25 protein-coding genes are annotated in these 19,842 nt (G+C 67.2%); 23 read left to right on the top strand and 2 right to left on the bottom strand.

The features are described 5' to 3' along the window. Positions 1-102 precede the first annotated feature (102 nt). The 13 genes from secY (at position 103) to glmM (ending at position 9,957) form a co-directional block, all read left to right on the top strand. Positions 103-1,428, top strand: coding sequence for a preprotein translocase subunit SecY (gene secY / locus IEV96_RS14095; RefSeq protein WP_188511400.1), 1,326 nt, complete (start codon positions 103-105; stop codon positions 1,426-1,428). Beyond that, complete coding sequence (locus IEV96_RS14100) at positions 1,425-2,030, top strand: adenylate kinase (RefSeq protein ID WP_188511401.1); 606 nt, start codon at positions 1,425-1,427, stop codon at positions 2,028-2,030. The genes secY and IEV96_RS14100 overlap by 4 nt, the downstream gene beginning before the upstream one ends. Then, a complete protein-coding gene (gene map, locus IEV96_RS14105) occupies positions 2,030-2,860 on the top strand; it encodes a type I methionyl aminopeptidase (protein WP_188511402.1) in 831 nt (276 codons plus the stop codon). The genes IEV96_RS14100 and map overlap by 1 nt, the downstream gene beginning before the upstream one ends. Positions 2,861-3,041: 181 nt before the next feature. Further along, entirely contained in the window at positions 3,042-3,263 is a 222-nt protein-coding gene (gene infA, locus IEV96_RS14110; RefSeq protein WP_055811571.1) for a translation initiation factor IF-1, read from the top strand. A gap of 86 nt (positions 3,264-3,349) precedes the next feature. Beyond that, complete coding sequence (gene rpmJ, locus IEV96_RS14115) at positions 3,350-3,463, top strand: 50S ribosomal protein L36 (protein WP_022883251.1); 114 nt, start codon at positions 3,350-3,352, stop codon at positions 3,461-3,463. A 140-nt stretch (positions 3,464-3,603) separates the two neighbouring features. Beyond that, the gene (gene rpsM / locus IEV96_RS14120; RefSeq protein ID WP_188511403.1) at positions 3,604-3,978 is read left to right on the top strand and encodes a 30S ribosomal protein S13; all 375 of its coding nucleotides are present in this window, start codon (positions 3,604-3,606) and stop codon (positions 3,976-3,978) included. Between the two features lie 64 nt (positions 3,979-4,042). Continuing rightward, positions 4,043-4,441 carry a 30S ribosomal protein S11 gene (gene rpsK, locus IEV96_RS14125; RefSeq protein ID WP_188511404.1) on the top strand — a complete coding sequence of 133 codons (399 nt, stop codon included), beginning with the start codon at positions 4,043-4,045 and terminating at the stop codon, positions 4,439-4,441. 172 nt (positions 4,442-4,613) lie between these two features. After that, positions 4,614-5,609, top strand: coding sequence for a DNA-directed RNA polymerase subunit alpha (locus IEV96_RS14130; protein WP_184232772.1), 996 nt, complete (start codon positions 4,614-4,616; stop codon positions 5,607-5,609). Between the two features lie 46 nt (positions 5,610-5,655). Continuing rightward, complete coding sequence (gene rplQ / locus IEV96_RS14135) at positions 5,656-6,195, top strand: 50S ribosomal protein L17 (protein ID WP_188511405.1); 540 nt, start codon at positions 5,656-5,658, stop codon at positions 6,193-6,195. Between the two features lie 271 nt (positions 6,196-6,466). Beyond that, entirely contained in the window at positions 6,467-7,477 is a 1,011-nt protein-coding gene (gene truA, locus IEV96_RS14140) for a tRNA pseudouridine(38-40) synthase TruA (protein WP_188511406.1), read from the top strand. Between the two features lie 144 nt (positions 7,478-7,621). Then, complete coding sequence (gene rplM / locus IEV96_RS14145; protein ID WP_188511407.1) at positions 7,622-8,068, top strand: 50S ribosomal protein L13; 447 nt, start codon at positions 7,622-7,624, stop codon at positions 8,066-8,068. Positions 8,069-8,099: 31 nt separating this feature from the next. After that, positions 8,100-8,585, top strand: a complete 486-nt coding sequence (gene rpsI / locus IEV96_RS14150) for a 30S ribosomal protein S9 (protein WP_188511408.1) — start codon at positions 8,100-8,102, stop codon at positions 8,583-8,585. A 10-nt stretch (positions 8,586-8,595) separates the two neighbouring features. After that, on the top strand, positions 8,596-9,957 hold the full coding sequence (glmM, locus tag IEV96_RS14155) for a phosphoglucosamine mutase (RefSeq protein ID WP_188511409.1): 1,362 nt from the start codon (positions 8,596-8,598) through the stop codon (positions 9,955-9,957). 137 nt (positions 9,958-10,094) lie between these two features. On the opposite strand, the gene coaA is transcribed toward glmM, so the two are convergent. Then, complete coding sequence (gene coaA, locus IEV96_RS14160; RefSeq protein ID WP_188511410.1) at positions 10,095-11,042, bottom strand: type I pantothenate kinase; 948 nt, start codon at positions 11,040-11,042, stop codon at positions 10,095-10,097. Positions 11,043-11,184: 142 nt separating this feature from the next. Here coaA and glmS point away from each other — a divergent pair, with 142 nt between their 5' ends. From glmS to IEV96_RS14205, 9 genes are all read left to right on the top strand, one after another. After that, on the top strand, positions 11,185-13,035 hold the full coding sequence (gene glmS / locus IEV96_RS14165) for a glutamine--fructose-6-phosphate transaminase (isomerizing) (RefSeq protein ID WP_188511411.1): 1,851 nt from the start codon (positions 11,185-11,187) through the stop codon (positions 13,033-13,035). Positions 13,036-13,039: 4 nt separating this feature from the next. Beyond that, a complete protein-coding gene (locus IEV96_RS14170) occupies positions 13,040-13,408 on the top strand; it encodes a holo-ACP synthase (protein WP_188511412.1) in 369 nt (122 codons plus the stop codon). Next, positions 13,408-14,505: an alanine racemase gene (gene alr / locus IEV96_RS14175; RefSeq protein WP_188511413.1), complete on the top strand. Its 1,098-nt coding sequence runs from the start codon at positions 13,408-13,410 to the stop codon at positions 14,503-14,505. Before IEV96_RS14170 ends, alr begins: the two co-directional genes overlap by 1 nt. After that, on the top strand, positions 14,505-14,984 hold the full coding sequence (gene tsaE, locus IEV96_RS14180; RefSeq protein ID WP_229733423.1) for a tRNA (adenosine(37)-N6)-threonylcarbamoyltransferase complex ATPase subunit type 1 TsaE: 480 nt from the start codon (positions 14,505-14,507) through the stop codon (positions 14,982-14,984). The genes alr and tsaE overlap by 1 nt, the downstream gene beginning before the upstream one ends. A 47-nt stretch (positions 14,985-15,031) precedes the next feature. Beyond that, on the top strand, positions 15,032-15,649 hold the full coding sequence (gene tsaB / locus IEV96_RS14185; RefSeq protein WP_188511414.1) for a tRNA (adenosine(37)-N6)-threonylcarbamoyltransferase complex dimerization subunit type 1 TsaB: 618 nt from the start codon (positions 15,032-15,034) through the stop codon (positions 15,647-15,649). Further along, positions 15,649-16,140, top strand: a complete 492-nt coding sequence (gene rimI, locus IEV96_RS14190; RefSeq protein ID WP_188511415.1) for a ribosomal protein S18-alanine N-acetyltransferase — start codon at positions 15,649-15,651, stop codon at positions 16,138-16,140. The genes tsaB and rimI overlap by 1 nt, the downstream gene beginning before the upstream one ends. Next, the gene (gene tsaD / locus IEV96_RS14195) at positions 16,137-17,192 is read left to right on the top strand and encodes a tRNA (adenosine(37)-N6)-threonylcarbamoyltransferase complex transferase subunit TsaD (protein ID WP_188511416.1); all 1,056 of its coding nucleotides are present in this window, start codon (positions 16,137-16,139) and stop codon (positions 17,190-17,192) included. Before rimI ends, tsaD begins: the two co-directional genes overlap by 4 nt. Before the next feature lie 66 nt (positions 17,193-17,258). After that, on the top strand, positions 17,259-17,600 hold the full coding sequence (locus IEV96_RS14200; protein ID WP_188511417.1) for a hypothetical protein: 342 nt from the start codon (positions 17,259-17,261) through the stop codon (positions 17,598-17,600). 51 nt (positions 17,601-17,651) lie between these two features. Continuing rightward, positions 17,652-18,101: a DUF4190 domain-containing protein gene (locus IEV96_RS14205; protein WP_188511418.1), complete on the top strand. Its 450-nt coding sequence runs from the start codon at positions 17,652-17,654 to the stop codon at positions 18,099-18,101. Here the strand turns inward: IEV96_RS14205 and IEV96_RS14210 are convergent. Beyond that, a complete protein-coding gene (locus IEV96_RS14210) occupies positions 18,098-19,273 on the bottom strand; it encodes a THUMP-like domain-containing protein (RefSeq protein WP_188511419.1) in 1,176 nt (391 codons plus the stop codon). The genes IEV96_RS14205 and IEV96_RS14210 overlap by 4 nt on opposite strands. Before the next feature lie 251 nt (positions 19,274-19,524). Between IEV96_RS14210 and groES the strand changes: the two genes are divergently transcribed. Continuing rightward, positions 19,525-19,821, top strand: coding sequence for a co-chaperone GroES (gene groES, locus IEV96_RS14215; protein WP_184232811.1), 297 nt, complete (start codon positions 19,525-19,527; stop codon positions 19,819-19,821). Positions 19,822-19,842 lie beyond the last annotated feature (21 nt).

The following is a 19,842-nucleotide window of genomic DNA, read 5'->3' on the forward strand; positions in this document are numbered from 1 at the left end:
GTTGAGACGGCCACCCTAGCGGCTGTCGACATTGGTCAGGACGGGCCGCCGAAAACTCGGCGGCCCGCTCCGGCCTCTGCTCTTAGATAACCTGGAGGACTTGTGTTTAGAGCCGTCGCGCGGATCTTCCGTACGCCAGACCTGCGCAGGAAGATCGGGTTCACGCTCGGTATTGTTGCCCTGTTCCGGCTGGGATCGTTCATCCCCGCACCGTTCGTCGATTTCGGCAACGTACAACTGTGTCTTGCCGGCAACGCGGGCACCGATGGTCTCTACGACCTCGTCAACCTCTTCAGCGGTGGAGCCCTGCTCCAGCTGTCCATCTTCGCGCTCGGCATCATGCCCTACATCACGGCATCGATCATCGTGCAGCTGCTCCGCGTGGTCATCCCGCACTTCGACACCCTCTACAAGGAGGGCCAGACCGGCCAGGCGAAGCTCACGCAGTACACGCGTTACCTGACGATCGCCCTCGGCATCCTGCAGTCCACGACGCTCATCACCGTGGCAAGGAGCGGCGCGCTCTTCCCGTCGAACTCCGGCATCGCCGAGTGCAACAACCTCATCACCAACGACGCCTGGTACGCCATCATGCTCATGGTCATCACCATGACCGCCGGCACCGGCCTCATCATGTGGATGGGCGAGCTCATCACCGAGCGCGGCATCGGCAACGGCATGTCCCTGCTGATCTTCACCTCCATCTCCGCCACCTTCCCTGCCGCACTCTGGAGCATCCAGCAGTCCAAGGGCTGGGAGATCTTCATCCTCACGATCGTCGTCGGCATCGTGATCATGGCCGCGGTGGTGTTCGTCGAACAATCGCAGCGGCGCATCCCTGTGCAGTACGCCAAGCGCATGGTCGGGCGTCGCACCTACGGCGGCAACAACACGTACATCCCGATCAAGGTGAACATGGCCGGCGTCGTGCCCGTCATCTTCGCGTCATCCTTGCTCTACCTGCCGGCCCTCATCGCGCAGTTCAACCAGCCCGCGGCTGGCGAAGCTCCCGCAGAGTGGGTCACCTGGATCCAGAACAACCTGACCTCGGGCGACAACCCGCTGTACATGGCCGTCTACTTCCTGCTCATCATCGGCTTCACCTACTTCTACGTCGCGATCACCTTCAACCCCGAAGAGGTCGCCGACAACATGAAGAAGTACGGCGGATTCATCCCCGGCATCCGTGCCGGCCGCCCGACCGCCGAATACCTCGACTACGTGCTGACGCGGGTGACCCTTCCCGGTTCGCTCTACCTCGGACTGATCGCGCTCATCCCGCTCATCGCCCTCGCGACGGTCGGTGCCAACCAGAACTTCCCGTTCGGTGGCGCGAGCATCCTGATCATCGTCGGTGTCGGACTCGAGACGGTCAAGCAGATCGACTCGCAGCTCCAGCAGCGTCACTACGAGGGTCTGCTCCGTTGACCCGCCTCCTGATCGTCGGCCCTCCCGGCGCCGGCAAGGGAACACAGGCCGCGCGCATCACCTCCGGCTACGGCGTCCCCGACATCTCGACCGGCGACATCTTCCGCGCGAACATCAAGAACGAGACGCCGCTCGGCGTGCAGGTCAAGGCGATCATCGACTCGGGCGACTACGTGTCCGACGAGCTGACGAACGCCCTGGTGAAGAGCCGCCTCGAGGAAGACGACGCCCTCGACGGCTTCCTCCTCGACGGCTACCCGCGCACGCTCGAGCAGGTGCAGTACCTCGACGAGCTGCTCGCCGGCAAAGGGCAGGCCCTCGACGCCGTCATCCAGTTGGTCGCCGACCAGGACGAGGTCGTGGCCCGACTGCGCAAGCGCGCGATCGAGCAGGGTCGAACGGATGACACGGAAGACGCCATCCGTCACCGTCAAGAGGTCTACGCCCGCGAGACCTCCCCGCTCATCGCCGTCTACCGCGACCGTGGCCTGCTCATCGAGGTCGACGGCCTCGGCGAGATCGATGACGTCGCTGGCCGCATCGCCGACGCCCTCGCCGAGCGCGGGATCGCCGCGAACGAGTCCTCCGTCGAATCGGCGTAGTGGCTTTTCGCTCGAACATCTACAAGTCGGCCGCCGAGCTCACGCTCATGGCCGAACCGGGCCTGATCACGGCTGCCGCGCTCGATGCCGTGCGCGCCGCGATCGCCCCGGGCATCACCACCCTCGAGCTCGACGCGATCGCCGAGAAGGTCATCCGCGACGCGGGGGCCGAGCCGAACTTCATGCTCGTGCCCGGCTACCGCCACACGATCTGCGCCTCCGTGAACGAGGAGGTCGTGCACGGCATCCCCGGCCCGCGCATCATCCAGGCCGGCGACCTCGTGTCGATCGACTGCGGCGCCCAGCTCGACGGCTGGAACGGCGACTCCGCGTTCAGCGTCGTGGTGCCCGACCCGTCGCGCCCCGAGCTGGTCGCCGAACGGCAGAGGCTTTCGGATGTCACGGAGCAATCGCTCTGGCGCGGAATCGCCGCCCTCGCCAGCGTCAAGCGCCTGAACCAGGTCGGCGCCGCGATCGAGGAATACATCGAATCGCAGGGTGACTTCGGCATCATCGAGGACTACACCGGCCACGGCATCGGCCGATCGATGCACGAGGACCCGCCCGTCTTCAACTACCGCGTGCGCGAGAAGGGTCCGGAGGTGAAGGTCGGACTGGCCGTCGCCATCGAGCCGATGCTCACCGGCGGCACGATCGACACCGTGACCCTCGCCGACGACTGGACCGTAGCGACGGTCGATGGCACGATGGCCGCGCACTGGGAGCATTCCGTAGCGGTGCACGCCGGCGGCATCTGGGTGCTCACCGCGGCCGACGGGGGTGCGGCCGCACTGGCGCCGCTCGGCGTCGTCCCCGTTCCTCTTCGCTGAGCCGCGACATCCGACATCGCGGAGTATAGGCCGGACTTGGCGAAACGCGCGGTAATGACCTAAGCTTGATCTTTGGTGTTTCATGCCGACTTTTGTCGTGCCGCCGTTGCCCTTTCCGGGGCCGGGAAGCGCCACTATCCACGCACGACCATCAAACAATACTTTTAGCGACGAAGAGGCTATGGCCAAAAAAGACGGTGTCATCGAAATCGAAGGCGCAGTAGTCGAAGCTCTGCCCAACGCAATGTTCCGCGTTGAGCTGACCAACGGCCACCGTGTTCTTGCTCACATCTCGGGCAAGATGCGCCAGCACTACATCCGCATCCTCCCCGAGGACCGCGTGATCGTGGAGTTGAGCCCTTACGACCTGACCCGCGGTCGGATCGTTTACAGGTACAAGTAAACCGCCGCTACAAGTAACCGTTTGCTGGAAAGTAACGGCCCCCGGCATCCCGGGAGCACGACGACAGCGACACACAAGGAATCACAATGAAGGTCAACCCCAGCGTCAAGAAGATCTGTGACAAGTGCAAGGTCATCCGCCGTAACGGCAACGTGATGGTCATCTGCGAAAACCCTCGTCACAAGCAGCGCCAGGGCTAAGTAGACCCGCGGGTCTACTAGCGCAACACAGTACAACTACATAGCAACTCCAGATCCCGGTTCGCCGGGGGACACCATCGGTTGGAGGCCGGTGCACAGGAGCTGCTACAGACCTCCAATAGGTAACAGGAGAAGCCACCATGGCACGTCTAGCCGGCGTCGACATCCCGCGCGACAAGCGCGTAGAGGTCGCACTGACTTACATCTACGGTGTTGGCCGCACGAGCGCTCTCAAAACGCTCGCCGACACCCAGGTCAGCGGCGAGATCCGCGTAAAGGATCTCACCGACGATCAGCTCATCGCACTTCGTGACTACATCGAAGTCAACTTCAAGGTAGAAGGTGACCTCCGACGCGAGGTAGCCGCCGACATCCGCCGCAAGGTCGAGATCGGCTCCTACCAGGGCATCCGCCACCGTCGTGGACTTCCGGTCCACGGCCAGCGCACCAAGACCAACGCTCGTACCCGCAAGGGCCCGAAGCGCACCGTAGCCGGCAAGAAGAAGGCGCGCTAGTCCCTGGCCTCGCCAGTGACTACGCCTTCAACGCCCGTACGTACATAAGACTTCGGAGAAAATAATGGCAGCACCAAAAGCCGCGGCTCGTAAGCCTCGCAAGAAGGAAAAGAAGAACATCGCCGTGGGCCAGGCCCACATCAAGTCGACGTTCAACAACACGATCGTGACGATCACCGACCCCACCGGAGCTGTTATCAGCTGGGCGTCGTCGGGAACCGTCGGCTTCAAGGGTTCGCGTAAGTCGACCCCGTTCGCCGCACAGCTTTCGGCGGAGTCCGCCGCTCGCCAGGCGCAGGAGCACGGCATGAAGAAGGTCGACGTTTTCGTCAAGGGACCGGGTTCAGGCCGCGAGACCGCCATCCGTTCGCTTCAGGCCGCTGGCCTCGAGGTCGGACAGATCAGCGACGTCACCCCGCAGGCGCACAACGGTTGCCGCCCGCCCAAGCGTCGCCGCGTCTAATCAGCTTCGCTGGTTGAGTAGGCCGCCGGCGGCCGTATCGAGACTCAGGTTTCGATGCGCCGCAGGCGGCTGCTCAACCATCTAGTTCTTTCACAACTCAACAAACGACCGGCCCGCCACCCGTCGCACCCCAAGTGTCATATAGCGGACACTTTGCCGAAAGGAATCACCAGTGCTGATTGCACAGCGTCCCACTCTTGCCGAAGAGAACATTTCCGAGTTCCGTTCGCGGTTCGTCATCGAGCCGCTCGAACCCGGCTTCGGTTACACCCTCGGCAACTCGCTTCGCCGTACCCTTCTCTCGTCGATCCCCGGCGCTGCTGTCACGAGCATCCGCATCGACGGCGTCCTCCACGAGTTCAGCACCGTTCCCGGTGTCAAGGAAGACGTCACCGAGGTCATCCTCAACATCAAGGGCCTCGTCGTCTCGAGCGAGCACGACGAGCCCATCACGGCGTACCTGCGCAAGCAGGGTGCCGGCCAGGTCACGGCCGCCGACATCTCGGCTCCGGCCGGTGTCGAGATCCACAACCCCGAGCTTCTCATCGCGACGCTGAACGAGAAGGCGAAGTTCGAACTCGAACTCACCATCGAGCGCGGCCGCGGCTACGTCTCCGCTACGCAGAACCGCAGCGAGTTCAGCGAAGCCGGCCAGATCCCGGTCGACTCGATCTACTCGCCCGTTCTCAAGGTCACCTACCGCGTCGAGGCTACTCGTGCCGGTGAGCGCACCGACTTCGACCGCCTGGTCGTCGACGTCGAGACGAAGCCGGCGATCACCCCGCGCGACGCCATCGCTTCGGCCGGTCGCACGCTGACCGAGCTGTTCGGCCTGGCCCGCGAGCTCAACACCGCCGCCGAGGGCATCGAGATCGGCCCCGCGCCGGTCGACGCCGTCCTCTCCAGCGAGCTGAGCATGCCCATTGAAGACCTCGACCTGTCTGTGCGCAGCTACAACTGCCTCAAGCGTGAGGGAATCAACACCGTGAGCGAACTCGTCGCACTGTCGGAGACGCAGCTCATGAACATCCGCAACTTCGGTCAGAAGTCGGTCGACGAGGTCAAGGACAAGCTCGTCGAGATGGGACTGTCCCTCAAGGACTCGGTTCCCGGCTTCGATGGCGCCCACTTCTACGGCGGCTACGACGACGAAGAGCCCACCGCCTAATTCGGCGTTCTCGATTTCGACTTCCTCACCTACTGGAGATTAACTAATGGCAGCACCAACCAAGGGACCCCGCCTCGGCGGCGGACCGGCGCACGAGCGCCTGATGCTCGCGAACCTCGCGGCATCGCTCATCACCCACAAGAGCATCAAGACCACCGAGACGAAGGCCAAGCGCATGCGCCCCCTCGTCGAGCGCATGGTCACCTTCGCCAAGCGCGGAGACCTGCACGCCCGTCGTCGCGTTCTTGCCACCATCGGTGACAAGACCGTCGTGCACGAGCTGTTCACCGAGGTCGCTCCCCTCGTAGCCGACCGCGAGGGTGGCTACACGCGCATCACCAAGCTCGGCTTCCGCAAGGGCGACAACGCTTCGATGGTGCAGATTGAGCTCGTTCTCGAGCCCGTCACCCCGAAGCCGAAGTCGGCCAAGAAGACGGCGAAGGCCAACGCTTCCGACGCTCCCGTCGTGAACGAGACCGTCGTCGACGAGCCCGTACTCGAAGAGGACGCGACCGACGAGAACCTCGTCGACGAGACCGCGACCGACGAGACGACCGAGGCTCCCGCAGCCGAGGACGCCAAGTAGTCCCTCTCTTCATCTGGAACGGCCCCGCTCGTCGAGCGGGGCCGTTCTGTTTAACCCGCGCGGAGCAGCACGAACCCGAGCGGCCAGAGCAGGTAAAGCTGCGATCGACAGCCAGTTGTAGCTGAACGTGGAAGCGCCGAGCAGCTGGCGGCCGATGCCCACGAGCACGTCGCCGCCGATGACGAACGCCGCCGCCGACGAGACCGGCAGTGGGGGTCATGAAGAGAGGGGCGCATTCGATCTGCGCACCCCACAAGCCTAGACTCGCTGAGTGGAAAACCAAGCGACCCGACGAGTGCGACTGGACATTTCCTACGACGGAACGAACTTCTCCGGCTGGGGCAGCCAGCCGAATCTGCGCACCGTCCAGGGCGAACTCGAGCACGCCCTCGCAGTGATCCTGCGCAAGTACGGCGAGCCCCCGGTGCTCACCGTCGCCGGCCGCACGGACGCGGGCGTGCACGCGCGCGGGCAGGTCGCCCACGTCGACCTCAACCCGGCGCAGATCGCGAAACTGCAGAAACACCGCGGCGGCCCCGGCGCGCCGCAGAACCAGGCACCCGCCGCGCTCGCGCGACGCCTCAACGGCCTGGCCGGCCTCGACAGCGACGTCTGGGTCACCGACGCGAGCTGGGCGCCCGAGGGATTCGACGCCCGCTTCTCCGCGATCTGGCGTCGCTACGAATACAGGGTCGCGGATGCCGCGGCTCCCCGAAATCCGCTGGTGCGCAACCACACCGTCTGGCACCACGCCAAGCTCGACCTCGCCGCCATGCAGCTCGCGGCGTTCTCGCTCGTCGGCCTCCACGACTGGGCCTCCTACTGCAAACCGCGCCCGGGATCGACCACCATCCGCGAACTGCAGGAGTTCAGCTGGCAACGCCTCGACGACGGCGTTCTCGTCGCGCACATCAAGGCCGACGCGTTCTGCCACAGCATGGTGCGCGCGCTCGTCGGCGCGTGCGTCGCCGTGGGAGAGGGCAAGCTCGGCATCGAGAGCCTCGCCGTACTGCGCGACCAGCTCGAGCGCACGAGCGACTTCAAGGTGATGCCCGCGAAGGGTCTCATTTTCGCCGAGGTGGGCTATCCCGAGGACCACGAGATGGAGGACCGCGCCGAGCTCACCCGCCGTCGCCGTGGCGTCGTGGTGTGGGACGACCGGATCACCGCGATGCGGCATGCCGAGGGGCAGGCGATACTCGCCGCCCGCGAGAAAGAGGCGGAGGAGTTCGCGCGAGGCGCATCCGAGGGCCTTTTGACTGAACACCCACCCGTGGACTAGTGTTGACCCTTGGTGTCTACGCCCCTGTGCGCGACATCCGATCATGAGCCCTCCACCGGCGTCGTTCCCTCGCATTGCGACGAGAAACGGTCCATCGGAGCGGGATTCACGAACAACTCACTCGATCAAGAAGGCAGCACTACTGTGACTCGTACTTTTTCCCCCACGCCGGAGGATGTCCAGCGCGACTGGCTCATCATCGACGCAGAGAACATCGTTCTCGGCCGTCTCGCCAGCCACGTTGCAGCGCTCCTGCGCGGCAAGCACAAGGCGACGTTCGCTCCCCACATGGACATGGGCGACTTCGTCATCATCATCAACGCGGAGAAGGTCGCCCTCACCGGCTCCAAGCTCCTGCAGAAGAAGGCCTACCGCCACTCGGGTTACCCGGGCGGCCTGACGGCTACCACGTACTCGGAGCTGCTCGAGAAGCACCCGACCCGCGCGGTGGAGAAGGCTGTTCGCGGCATGCTCCCCAAGAACTCGATTGGTCGCGCACAGCTGACCAAGCTCAAGGTCTACACCGGCACCGAGCACCCTCACGCTGCACAGCAGCCGAAGATCTACACCCTTTCCCAGGTCGCTCAGTAGCGCCGGCTTAGAAACTAAGGACGTAACTACCGTGGCCCAGATTTCAGACATCATCGAAGAAGCTCCTCAGAGCTACTCGACCGAGACTCCCGCCGAGGCGGCTGTCAAGGTTCCCCGTGCAGTACTCAACGTTCCCGGCGCAGCCGTCGGCCGTCGCAAGCAGGCCATCGCCCGCGTGCGCATCACGCCCGGCACCGGAACCGCGACCGTCAACGGTCGCGAGCTCGCCGAGTACTTCCCGAACAAGCTGCACCAGCAGCTGATCAACGACCCGTTCAAGGTCCTCGATCTTCTCGGCTCCTACGACGTCGTCGCCAAGATCACCGGCGGCGGCCCCTCGGGCCAGGCGGGCGCACTGCGTCTCGCCATCGCGCGTTCGCTCAACGGCATCGACCGTGAGAACAACCGTGCGGCCCTGAAGAAGGCTGGCTTCCTCACTCGTGACGCTCGCGTCATCGAGCGCAAGAAGGCCGGTCTCAAGAAGGCTCGCAAGGCTTCGCAGTTCTCGAAGCGCTAAAACGCGTTCTATGCCAAGGCTCTTCGGCACAGACGGTGTTCGCGGTCTAGCGAACGAAGACCTGACGGTGGAGCTGGCGCTTGGGCTTGCCCAGGCGGCAGCCGTCGTACTTGGTAAAGGACAACACGCTGACGGTCGGCGCGCTTCGGGGCGCCGGCCGATCGCGGTTGTCGCGAGGGATCCCCGCGTGTCGGGCGAGTTCCTCTCGGCCGCAGTCGCCGCGGGACTCGCGAGCTCGGGAGTCGACGTCTACGACGCCGGCGTCATCCCGACCCCCGCCGCGGCGTTCCTCACCGCGGATTTCAAAGCCGATTTCGGCGTCATGATCTCCGCGTCGCACAACCCGGCGCCCGACAACGGCATCAAGTTCTTCGCCGTCGGTGGCACGAAGCTTCCCGACGTCGTGGAAGACCGCATCGAGCTCGCGCTCGGGGCGAAGAAACTCTCCCCGACCGGCGTCGAGGTCGGGTTCATCCGTCGCTTCGCCGACGCGGAAGACCGCTACGTCGTGCACCTGCTGTCGACGCTTCCGCACCGCCTCGACGGCATCCACGTCGTGCTCGACTGCGCCAACGGTGCAGCGGCCGGCGTCTCGCCCCAGGTCTTCACCGACGCCGGCGCCACGGTCACCGTCATCGGCGCCGAGCCGGACGGCTACAACATCAACGACGGCGTGGGGTCGACCCACCTCGACAACCTGGCACGTGCCGTGCTCGAGCACGGCGCAGACGTCGGAATCGCGCACGACGGCGATGCCGACCGCTGCCTCGCGGTCGACCACCTCGGCAATGTCGTCGACGGCGACCAGATCATGGCCATCATCGCGCTGTCGATGAAAGAGCGCGGGCTGCTGAAGGACGACACCCTCGTCGCGACGGTGATGAGCAATCTCGGCCTGCGGGTCGCCATGGAGGAGAACGGCATCACGGTTCTCCAGACCTCCGTGGGCGACCGCTACGTGCTCGAGGCGCTCAACGAGAAGAGCCTCTCCCTCGGTGGCGAGCAGAGTGGTCACGTGATCATGAGCGAGTACGCCACCACCGGCGACGGAATCCTCACCGGCATGCACCTGCTCGCCGAGATGGCGCGCACGGGCAAGTCGCTCGCCGAGCTCGCCTCGGTGATGACGGTGTACCCGCAGATCATGGTGAACGTGCGCGGCGTCGACCACCACTCGCTGAAGTCGAGCGAAGCCATCGCCCTCGCGGTGAAGGAGGCCGAGGCAGAACTCGGCGACACCGGCCGCGTGCTGCTGCGTCCCTCGGGAACCGAGCCGATGGTGCGCGTGATGGTGGAGGCCGCCGACCAGGCGACCGCCGACCGCATCGCGCACGAGCTCGCCGACATCGTGCTCATGGAGCTGAAGCTCTAACTTCACCGTCGCGTCATCCGGCCCCGCCCGCTTCTTCAACAGGACGCGACGGGCCGACGCTCCGAATCCTTCCTGTTGACGGGCCGTCGCCGCCGATACGTCCTGTCGGGGCGCGCCCCGCTGCCTCCCGGCGACCGTCAGATCTTGCGCAGCAACACGCTGTCGACCGCGTGGTCGGCGTTTTTGCGCAGCACGAGCGACGCTCGGGCCTTCGTGGGGAGGATGTTCTTCTCCAGGTTCGGTTCGTTGATGCTCGTCCAGATGCCCCTGGCACGAGCGCGCGCCTCGTCTTCGCTTAACGACGCGAAGCGGTGGAAGAAGCTGCGCGGGTTCGCGAACGCGCCACGCTGCAGGCTGAGGAAACGCTCCTCGTACCAGGTGGCGATGTCGCTGGTGCGGGCGTCGACGTAGATCGTGAAGTCGAACAGGTCGCTCACGGCCAGGCGGTGGCCGGGAGCGGCGGGCTGCAGCACGTTGAGACCCTCGACGATCAACACGTCCGGCTGGCGCACGACGATCTCGGCGTCGGGCACGATGTCATAGTGCAGGTGCGAATAGAACGGCGACCGCACCTCTGCCACCCCGCTCTTGACCTGGGTGACGAATCGCAGCAGCGCCCGGCGGTCGTACGACTCCGGGAAACCCTTGCGGTCCATGATGCCGCGGCGCTCGAGCTCGGCGTTCGGGTAGAGGAAGCCGTCGGTGGTAACCAGCTCGACCCGGGGAGTGTCGTCCCAGCGGGCCAGCAGTTCGCGCAGCAGGCGGGCCACGGTCGACTTGCCCACGGCGACCGAGCCCGCGACACCGATCACGAACGGGGTGCTGCTGGTGCTCGCGCCCAGGAATTCGGTGGTCTGGTGGTGCAGGTTGCGGGCACCGGAGACGTACAGGTTGAGCAGCCGGCTGAGCGGAACGAAAACCTCGCTGACCTCCTGCATGTCGAGCACCTCGCCCAGGCCACGCAGCTGAACGATCTCGGTCTGGGTGAGCGGCAACCGGGTGTGCGGAGCCAGCGCCGCCCAGTCGTGGCGGTTGATCTCCAGGAACGGGGAGAGGTGGCCGTTGGTGCCAGCGCGGTCAGTCATCCTGTTCAGCCTATCGGGGGTGCGGATGCGGCCCTCGATCACGGCCATACCCACGGTCCGTCACCCCCGGGCATGTCCGCCGACAACCCCGACGCTGCATCGGGTCCACCGGGCACGCGTAGATACCGTAAAATCTTTGCTCATGTGCGGAATCGTGGGTTATGTCGGTGACAACAAGTCTCTTGAAGTGCTCCTGGGCGGGCTGAAGCGACTCGAATATCGGGGCTACGACTCCGCCGGGGTGGCGATCATCGACCCGAGCGGTCACATCGACTCGCGCAAGAAGAGCGGCAAGCTGCAGATGCTCGTCGACGAGCTCGAGCAGCACCCGATCGGAAACGGCGCCACCGGAATCGGCCACACCCGTTGGGCCACCCACGGCGGCCCGACCGACCGCAACGCCCACCCCCAGCTCGGCGACAACGGCAAGCTGGCGCTGATCCACAACGGGATCATCGAGAACTTCTACGACCTCAAGCAGGACCTGCTCGCCAAGGGCGAGACCTTCACGAGCGACACCGACTCCGAGGTCGCGGCCATCCTCGTCGGCCACGCCTACCAGGAGACCGGCAACCTGACCGAGGCCATGCGCGTCGTCGTCGACAAGCTGCACGGCGCCTTCACCCTGCTCGTGATGCACGAGGACGAGCCCGGCGTCGTCGTCGGCGCCCGCCGCAACTCGCCCCTCGTCATCGGACTCGGCGACGGCGAGAACTTCCTCGGATCCGACGTCGCGGCCTTCGTCGAGTTCACGCGACGCGCCGTGGCGATCGGTCAGGACCAAATCGTTACACTCCGTACCGACTCGGTCGAGGTGACCGACTTCTTCGGCAACCCGGTCGAGACCGAGGAGTTCGAAATCGCTTGGGACGCCGCCGCCGCCGAGAAGGGCGGATGGTCGAGCTTCATGGCCAAGGAGATCAGCGAAGAGCCCGAGGCCGTCGCCAAGACGCTGCTCGGCCGCGTCGTCGACCACAAGGTCCGCCTGCCCGAGCTCGAGCCGCTCGGTGACGACGTTCTCGCGAACATCGACCGCATCGTCATCATCGCCTGCGGCACCGCCGCCTACGCCGGAATGCTCGGCAAGTACGCGATCGAGAAGTGGTCGCGAATCCCCGTCGACGTCGAGCTCTCGCACGAGTTCCGCTACCGCGACCCGATCCTGACCGAGCGCACGCTCGTCGTCTCGATCAGCCAGAGCGGCGAGACCATGGACACCCTGATGGCCGTCAAGTACGCAACCGCCGCCGGCGCCCGCGTGCTCTCGGTCTGCAACACGCAGGGCGCCACCATCCCGCGCGAATCGCACGCCGTCATCTACACGCACGCCGGCCCCGAGGTCGCGGTCGCCTCGACCAAGGCGTTCGTCGCCCAGGTCACCGCGCTCTACCTCCTCGGCCTGCACCTCGGCGAGGTGCGCGGCACGCTCACCGAAGAGCAGATCGCCGAGTACTCCGACGAGCTCGTCGCGATCCCCGAGAAGATCGAAGAGGTGCTCGTCGCCTCGCAGTCGATCGGCCAGCTCGCGCACTGGATGACCGACACCCAGTCGGTGCTGTTCCTCGGCCGCAACGTCGGCTTCCCGGTGGCCCTCGAGGGCGCCCTCAAGCTCAAGGAGCTCGCCTACATCCACGCGGAAGGCTTCGCCGCCGGCGAGCTCAAGCACGGCCCGATCGCGCTCATCGAGCCCGGCCAGGTCGTCTTCGTGGTCGTGCCGAGCCCGCGCGACCCCGACTCGTTGCACCCCAAGGTCGTCTCCAACATCCAGGAGATCCGCGCCCGCGGTGCCCGCGTCATCGCGATCGCCGAGAAGGGCGACGCCGCCGTGCTGCCCTTCGCCGACGAGGTCATCCCGATCCCGCTCGCCGGTTCGCTGTTCGAGCCCCTGCTCGCCGTCGTGCCGCTGCACATCTTCGGCATGGAGCTCGCGGCCGCCAAGGGCCTCGACGTCGACCAGCCGCGCAACCTCGCGAAGTCCGTCACGGTGGAGTAACGAAGTGATCGTCGGCATCGGCGTCGACGTGGTCGACCTCGCCAGGTTCGAGCGCGCCCTCAGCCGCACGCCGGCGCTCAAGGCGCGGCTCTTCGCCGACGTCGAGCTGGTCAGTGGCGAGCGCGTGCTCGCCCTGCGCTCGCTCGCCGGCCGTTTCGCCGCGAAGGAGGCGCTCATCAAGGCGCTCGGTGAATCCACCGGCATCAGGTGGCATCACATGCGCGTGGTCTCCGACGCACACGGCAATCCGTCGTTCGAGCTTTCGGATGCCGCGGCTACCGTCGCGCGCAACCGCGGTGTCACCTCGGTGCACCTGTCGATGAGCCACGACGCGGGAGTCGCCGTCGCCTACGTGATCGCCGAGGGGGAGTAGTGGCCGCCCTGCGCGAGGCCCGCATCGACCTCGGGGCGATCAGCCGCAACGTCGAGACCGTCCGCCGTGCGGTCGACGGCGCCGACGTGATGGTCGTGGTGAAGGCCAACGGCTACGGCCACGGCGCCGTCGAGAGCGCGCGTGCCGCGGTCGAGGGCGGTGCCGCCGCGCTCGGCGTCGTCGAGATCGACGAGGCCCTCGCCCTGCGCGCCGCCGGAATCGACGCCCCCCTGCTCGCCTGGCTGCACGGCAGCGACGCCGACTTCGCCTCCGCGACCGCCGCCGGGGTCGAGATCGGGGTCAACCACCTCGAGCAATTGGAGCGTGTCGCCGCGTCATCTGGAACCGCGGTCGTGCACCTCAAGGTCGATTCGGGCCTCGGGCGCAACGGCGCGAGCGAGGCCGACTGCGCTGCCCTCTTCCAGGCGGCGGCCCGCCACGAGGGGGCGGGGCGCATCCGGGTGCGCGGATTCTTCAGCCACCTCGCGAACGCGGGCGAGAGTGCGGATGCCGCGCAGGTGCGGCGATTCACGGCGATGCTCGAACAGGCGGTCGCCGCCGGTCTCGACCCCGAGGTCGTGCACCTCGCCGCGAGCGCCGGTGCCCTGCGACTGCCGGGCGCACGGTTCGGGCTCGTCCGGGTCGGCGTCGCCGCCTACGGGCTGTCGCCGTTCGACGACGCGTCGAGCGCCGACCTGGGCCTCACCCCTGCGATGGAGCTCAGCGCCGAGATCGTGTCGGTCAAGCGGGTCGCGGCGGGCAGCGGCGTCTCGTACGGGCACGACTACGTCACGGCGGGCGAGTCCACCCTCGCGCTCGTGCCCATCGGCTACGCCGACGGGGTGCCGAGGCACGCCTCGGGCGCCGGACCCGTGTCGATCAAAGGGCGACGGTTCACGATCAGCGGCCGTGTGGCCATGGACCAGTTCGTGGTCGACGTCGGCGACCACCCCGTGCGCGTGGGCGACCGCGCCGTGCTGTTCGGCGATCCAGCCACCGGTGTGCCGAGCGCGAGCGACTGGGCGGAAGCCGCGTCCACCATCAACTATGAGATCGTGACCCGCATCGGCGGCCGGGTGAGCCGCAGGTACGTCTGATGCTGCTCACGATCGCCACCCCCGAGGAGATGGGCGCGCTCGGTGCGCTGCTCGCCGCCCAGGTGCGCGCCGGCGACCTCGTCACGCTGAACGGCGAACTCGGCGCGGGCAAGACCACGCTCACGCGCGGGCTCGGGGCGGCGCTCGGCGTGCGCGGCGCGGTGACGAGCCCCACCTTCGTTCTCGCCCGCACGCATCCGCGCGCCGACGGGGCGCCGCTCGTGCACGTCGACGCCTACCGGCTCTCGAGCGCCATCGAACTCGATGACCTCGACATCGACTTCCCGGCGTCGATCGTGGTGGTCGAGTGGGGTGAAGGCCTGCTCGACGGCATCACCGACGAGTGGCTGCAGCTCGACATCGTGCGGCCCGTCGGCGGAGTCGTGAGCGACGACGGGGTCGAGGCACGCACCGTCACCGTCACCGGGCACGGGTCGCGGTGGGCCGACCTCGGCTGGCTCGACGGCTTCGGCGCCTAGCGGGCAGACGGGCGGCACGCCTCGGCAACCCCGCCTAGGCTTGTGGGGTGCTGCTCGCGATCGATACCTCCGCCGGAACCAGCGTCGCCGTCGTCGACCGTGACGCCGGTGTGCTCGCCGAACGCTCGTCGCCCGACACCCGCGGCCACGCCGAGGTCGTCGGCCGGTTCATCCGCGAATGCCTCGACTCCTCGGGCGTCGCCGTAACCGCCCTGTCCGGTGTCGCGGTCGGCATGGGGCCAGGGCCGTTCACCGGACTGCGCGTCGGTATCGCGGCCGCGCGCGCCTTCGCCTTCGGGGCGGGCAAGCCCGTCGTGCCGGTCGTCAGCCACGACGCCATCGCCTTCGGGCTGGTCGAACCCACGCTGATAGTGACGGATGCGCGCCGCCGCGAAATCTACTGGAGCGCCTACGCGGGCAGCGACGAGGTCGGCCTGCCGATCCGCGCCCACGGTCCGGCCCTGTGCAAGCCCGCCGACCTGGCCGACGTCGTGCCGGGGTTCGCCGGGTACAGCCGCCTCGACGCCGTCACCGTCTCCGCAGCATCCGTGGGCCTTCTCGCCGAGAGCCTGTACCTGCACAAGCGCCCGTTCGCCGGCGACGAGGCCCTCTATCTGCGCTCGCCCGACGTCACTATGAGCGCCGGCCCGAAGCGGGTGAGCTGATGGCCTGGCAGCTGCGCTCCGCCACCCCCGACGACCTCGACGCGATCATGGCCATCGAGCACGCGGTCTTCCCGAGCGACGCGTGGTCGCGCGAGTCGATGCTCGCCGAGCTCTCCAACAGGCACACCCACTACCTCGTGGCGTTCGACCTGGCGACGCCCGACGAGTTCGTCGCCTACGCCGGACTGCTCGCCCCGCGCGGGGCGACCCAGGCCGACATCCAGTCGGTCGCCGTCGTCGAGACCGCCCGGCGTCGCGGACTCGCCCGCACCCTCGTGCAGACGCTCATCGCCGAGGCGCGCGACCGCGGAGCCCGTGAGGTCTTCCTCGAGGTGCGCGTCGACAACCCCAACGCCCAGAGTCTCTACGACTCGCTCGGCTTCGAAAGGATCGCGGTGCGCAAGGGCTACTACCAGCCGGACAACGTCGACGGGGCAGTGATGCGCCTCGAGATCCCCGAACCCAAGACCCGGCCGGCGGTGGGACAGTGAGCGCCCGCGAGCCCCTGGTGCTCGGCATCGAGACCAGCTGCGACGAGACCGGCATCGGTATCGTGCGCGGAACCACCCTGCTCGCCAACGTCATCTCGTCGTCGATGGACGAGCACGCCCGCTACGGCGGCGTGGTGCCCGAGGTCGCGGCACGCGCCCACCTCGAGGCGCTCGTGCCCGCGCTGAAGCAGGCGCTCGCCGAATCCGGTGTGACCCTCGACGAGCTCGACGCGATCGCCGTCACCAGCGGGCCCGGCCTCTCCGGCGCGCTCATGGTCGGCGTCGGTGCCGCGAAGGCGCTCGCCGTCTCGCTCGACAAGCCGCTCTACGCCGTCAACCACCTCGTCGGGCACGTCGGCGCCGATGTGCTTCGCGAGGACGACAGCGAGATCGAACTGCCCACCATCGCCCTGCTCGTCTCCGGCGGCCACACCTCGCTGTTGCTCGTGCGCGACCTCGTCTCCGACGTCGAGCTGCTCGGCGAGACGATCGACGACGCCGCGGGCGAGGCCTTCGACAAGGTCGCCCGCCTGCTCGGACTGCCCTACCCCGGCGGCCCCGAGATCGACCGGGTGGCGATCGGCGGCGACCCCAAGGCCATCCGCTTCCCGCGCGGCCTGAGCCAGCAGAAAGACATGGCCGAGCACCGCTACGACTTCTCCTTCTCGGGACTCAAGACCGCTGTGGCCCGCTGGGTCGAGCAGACCCGCGATTCGGGAGCCGAAGTGCCGATGGCGGATGTCGCGGCCAGCTTCCGTGAATCCGTCGCGGACATCCTGCTCACCAAGGCCGTCGCCGCGTGTATCGACCACGGCATCCCGCGGCTGCTGCTCGGCGGCGGCGTCGTCGCGAACGCCCGGGTGCGCGAGCTCGCAGCCGAACGCTGCGCGGCCGCGGGCATCGAGCTGCGCATCCCGCCGCTGAAGCTCTGCACCGACAACGGCGCGATGATCGCGGCTCTCGGTGCACAGCTGATCATGGCGGGCCACGAGCCATCCACCCTCGACTTCGGCGCGGACTCTACGCTCCCCGCAACCGTCATCCAGGCCTGATTGACGCGTGAATGCCGCGGTGGGAGCATGGCTGCCACCGGCACACGCAGGTAGAGGAGAAGCACCATGACCGATCCGACCGTTCCGGAGCCCGCGCCGTACTCGCAGCCGATCCCGCCGCTCGGCGGCACCGACGCCCCGACGCCCACTCTGTCGATCATCTCGATGATCCTCGGCATCCTCGGGCTGCTGATCGGCATCGTCGGCGGCGGCCTGCTGTTCTCGGTCGGCGGCGTCGTGCTCGGTCACCTGGGCCAGCGCAAAGAACCCGCCGCGAAGGGCTTCTGGCTCACCGGCCTCATCACCGGCTACGTGGGCATCCTGCTCAACGTCGTCGTGATCGTCGTGTGGATCATCTTCTTCATCACCGTCGCCGCGACCGGAGACAACTTCTACTACGGCGGCTGACGCGATAGGGGCTCTGGGTAGACTGGGGCCTCACCTGTGAGGAGCAATCAAATGACCAATGCAGACGACCAGACCACCCCGCCGGTCCCCCCGGTCCCGCCCGCGTCGACGACACCGCCCGCCGCGAGCCCCTACGCTCCGTCGGCAGACGCCGCACCGGCCTATTCGGCCGCGCCGCCCACCTACACCCCGGGCGCCCCGCAGAACCCGTACGCCCCCGGCGTCGTCGGCCCGCCGCGCGGTCTCTCGGTCACCTCGATGGTGCTCGGCATCGTCGGCATCCTGTTCGGCGGATTCGGCCTGCTCATCTCGATCGCCGCCGTCATCACGGGCCACATGGGCCAGCGCCGCCAGCCCTACGCGAAGCCGTTCTGGCTCACCGGCCTCATCACCGGCTACATCGGAATCCTGCTCGGCCTCATCGTGTCGGCGTTCATCATCTTCGCCATCATCCTCGCCGCGACGAGCGGCGACAGCGGCGGCTACTACTACGACAGCTAGACCCGCTGGGCCAACAGCGCCACCCGCTTCCCCGCCACCCGCGTGAGGAAGAGGGTGGCTTTGTCGTTTCCCTTGAGCGACAGCTTGGCGCGGAACTGCGCCGGATCGATGTCGACACCGCGCTTCTTGATCTCGAGCGTGCCGATGCCGAGCGTCTGCAGGCGCTTCTTGATCGCCCGTTCGTCGAGGGGAAGCGTCTCGGTGATGCGGAATCCGACGGCGAACGGCGTCTCCACCGCCGCGTCGGTGCTCAGGTAGGCGATCTGATCGCTGATCATTCGGGCGTCGATGCCTCGCGCGAGGTCGCCGATGAGGCGCGCCCTGATCACCGCCCCGTCGGGCTCGTAGAGGTATTCGCCCAGTTCGCCGAGCTCGACGTCGGGGCTGTCGGCCGGGGCGGTGAGTTCGGCGGTGCCGTGGTCGCCGATCACCAGGGCCGAGCGGCCGACGCCGGGACGCGCGGCGGCGCCGAACCACACGCCGAGCTCCACCACGTCGCGGTCCACCGACACCCACTGCGCCTCGACCCCCGCGGGAATCAGGTCGCGGTCGATGCCGGGCCCGAGCTTGACACCCGTAGGCAGTCGCTCGCCGATCGCAAAAGCGAAATCGAGCGAGGGCGACCAGTCGGCGGGATCCGCGAGGCGCCGGGCGTCGTTGCGCCGGGCGGGATCGAGGTAGACGCCCTCGAACCCGTCGAGATCGACAGCCGTGGCATCCGCGTGTTCGATCGTCGCGTTGCCGAACGGTGCCAGGTTGTAGGCGGCGATCGCCGCGGTGACCTCGTCGCGTTCGACGCCGGTCACCCGGATGTCGATCGCCGCGAGGGCGAGGGCGTCAGCGCCGATTCCGCAGCCCAGGTCGGCGACGCGCGTCACGCCGGCGTCGCGGAACCGGCCGGCGTGCAGCGCGGCGACCTTCAGCCGGGTGGCCTGCTCGAGACCCGCCTCGGTGAACAGCATCCGCTCGGCGAACGGCCCGAACTTGGCGACCGCGCGCGCCCGCAGCTTCGACTGGCTGAGCACGGCCGCGACGAGACCGGGGGAGTGCCCCGCCTTGCGCAGTGTCGCGACGGTGCGCACCACATCGGCCTGGGAGTCGAACGGCGGCAGCGAGTCGAGCAGCCCGAGCCCCTCGGTCGACATCAGCTCGCGAAACTCGGTGGCGTCCATGGCCCCATTCTCCCAGCCCCTCGCGCGTGCCCAGACCTGCCAAATGAAGGAGAAACCGGTGTCGAGTCACACATCGGCGCGGATGCGCGGCCCTACGGTGCGAAATCTCCTTCATTTGGCAGGCGGGAGAGGGGCGGATGTTTCGGCGATTGGCACTCGGATTGATCGAGTGCCAGCATCCGACGTATAGTTGCTTTGGCACTCTCACATCGAAAGTGCCAACCCAAGAATTTAGAAAGAAGAGGTCAACTGTGTCGGTCTCCATCAAGCCGCTCGAGGATCGCATCGTGATCAAGCAGGTCGAAGCAGAAACGACGACCGCCTCCGGGCTCGTCATTCCTGACACCGCCAAGGAAAAGCCCCAGGAGGGCGAAGTTGTCGCCGTCGGCCCCGGCCGCATCGACGACAACGGCAACCGCATCCCCCTCGACATCGCCGTCGGCGACAAGGTCATCTACTCCAAGTACGGCGGAACCGAGGTGAAGTACGGCGGAGAAGACCTCCTCGTGCTCTCCGCTCGCGACGTGCTCGCGGTCGTCGTCCGCTAGTCAGCGAACACAGGCAACACC

This window comes from Conyzicola nivalis, assembly GCF_014639655.1.
Taxonomy (GTDB): domain Bacteria; phylum Actinomycetota; class Actinomycetes; order Actinomycetales; family Microbacteriaceae; genus Conyzicola; species Conyzicola nivalis.

Coding starts and splice junctions, on each gene's coding strand:
- IEV96_RS14205 (WP_188511418.1), top strand. CDS start 17,652: ATGACCAATGCAGACGACCAGACCACCCCGCCGGTCCCCCCGGTCCCG.
- IEV96_RS14210 (WP_188511419.1), bottom strand. CDS start 19,273: ATGGACGCCACCGAGTTTCGCGAGCTGATGTCGACCGAGGGGCTCGGG.
- glmS (WP_188511411.1), top strand. CDS start 11,185: ATGTGCGGAATCGTGGGTTATGTCGGTGACAACAAGTCTCTTGAAGTG.
- glmM (WP_188511409.1), top strand. CDS start 8,596: ATGCCAAGGCTCTTCGGCACAGACGGTGTTCGCGGTCTAGCGAACGAA.
- tsaE (WP_229733423.1), top strand. CDS start 14,505: ATGCTGCTCACGATCGCCACCCCCGAGGAGATGGGCGCGCTCGGTGCG.
- rpsK (WP_188511404.1), top strand. CDS start 4,043: ATGGCAGCACCAAAAGCCGCGGCTCGTAAGCCTCGCAAGAAGGAAAAG.
- rpsM (WP_188511403.1), top strand. CDS start 3,604: ATGGCACGTCTAGCCGGCGTCGACATCCCGCGCGACAAGCGCGTAGAG.
- infA (WP_055811571.1), top strand. CDS start 3,042: ATGGCCAAAAAAGACGGTGTCATCGAAATCGAAGGCGCAGTAGTCGAA.
- rimI (WP_188511415.1), top strand. CDS start 15,649: ATGGCCTGGCAGCTGCGCTCCGCCACCCCCGACGACCTCGACGCGATC.
- rplQ (WP_188511405.1), top strand. CDS start 5,656: ATGGCAGCACCAACCAAGGGACCCCGCCTCGGCGGCGGACCGGCGCAC.
- coaA (WP_188511410.1), bottom strand. CDS start 11,042: ATGACTGACCGCGCTGGCACCAACGGCCACCTCTCCCCGTTCCTGGAG.
- rpmJ (WP_022883251.1), top strand. CDS start 3,350: ATGAAGGTCAACCCCAGCGTCAAGAAGATCTGTGACAAGTGCAAGGTC.
- IEV96_RS14200 (WP_188511417.1), top strand. CDS start 17,259: ATGACCGATCCGACCGTTCCGGAGCCCGCGCCGTACTCGCAGCCGATC.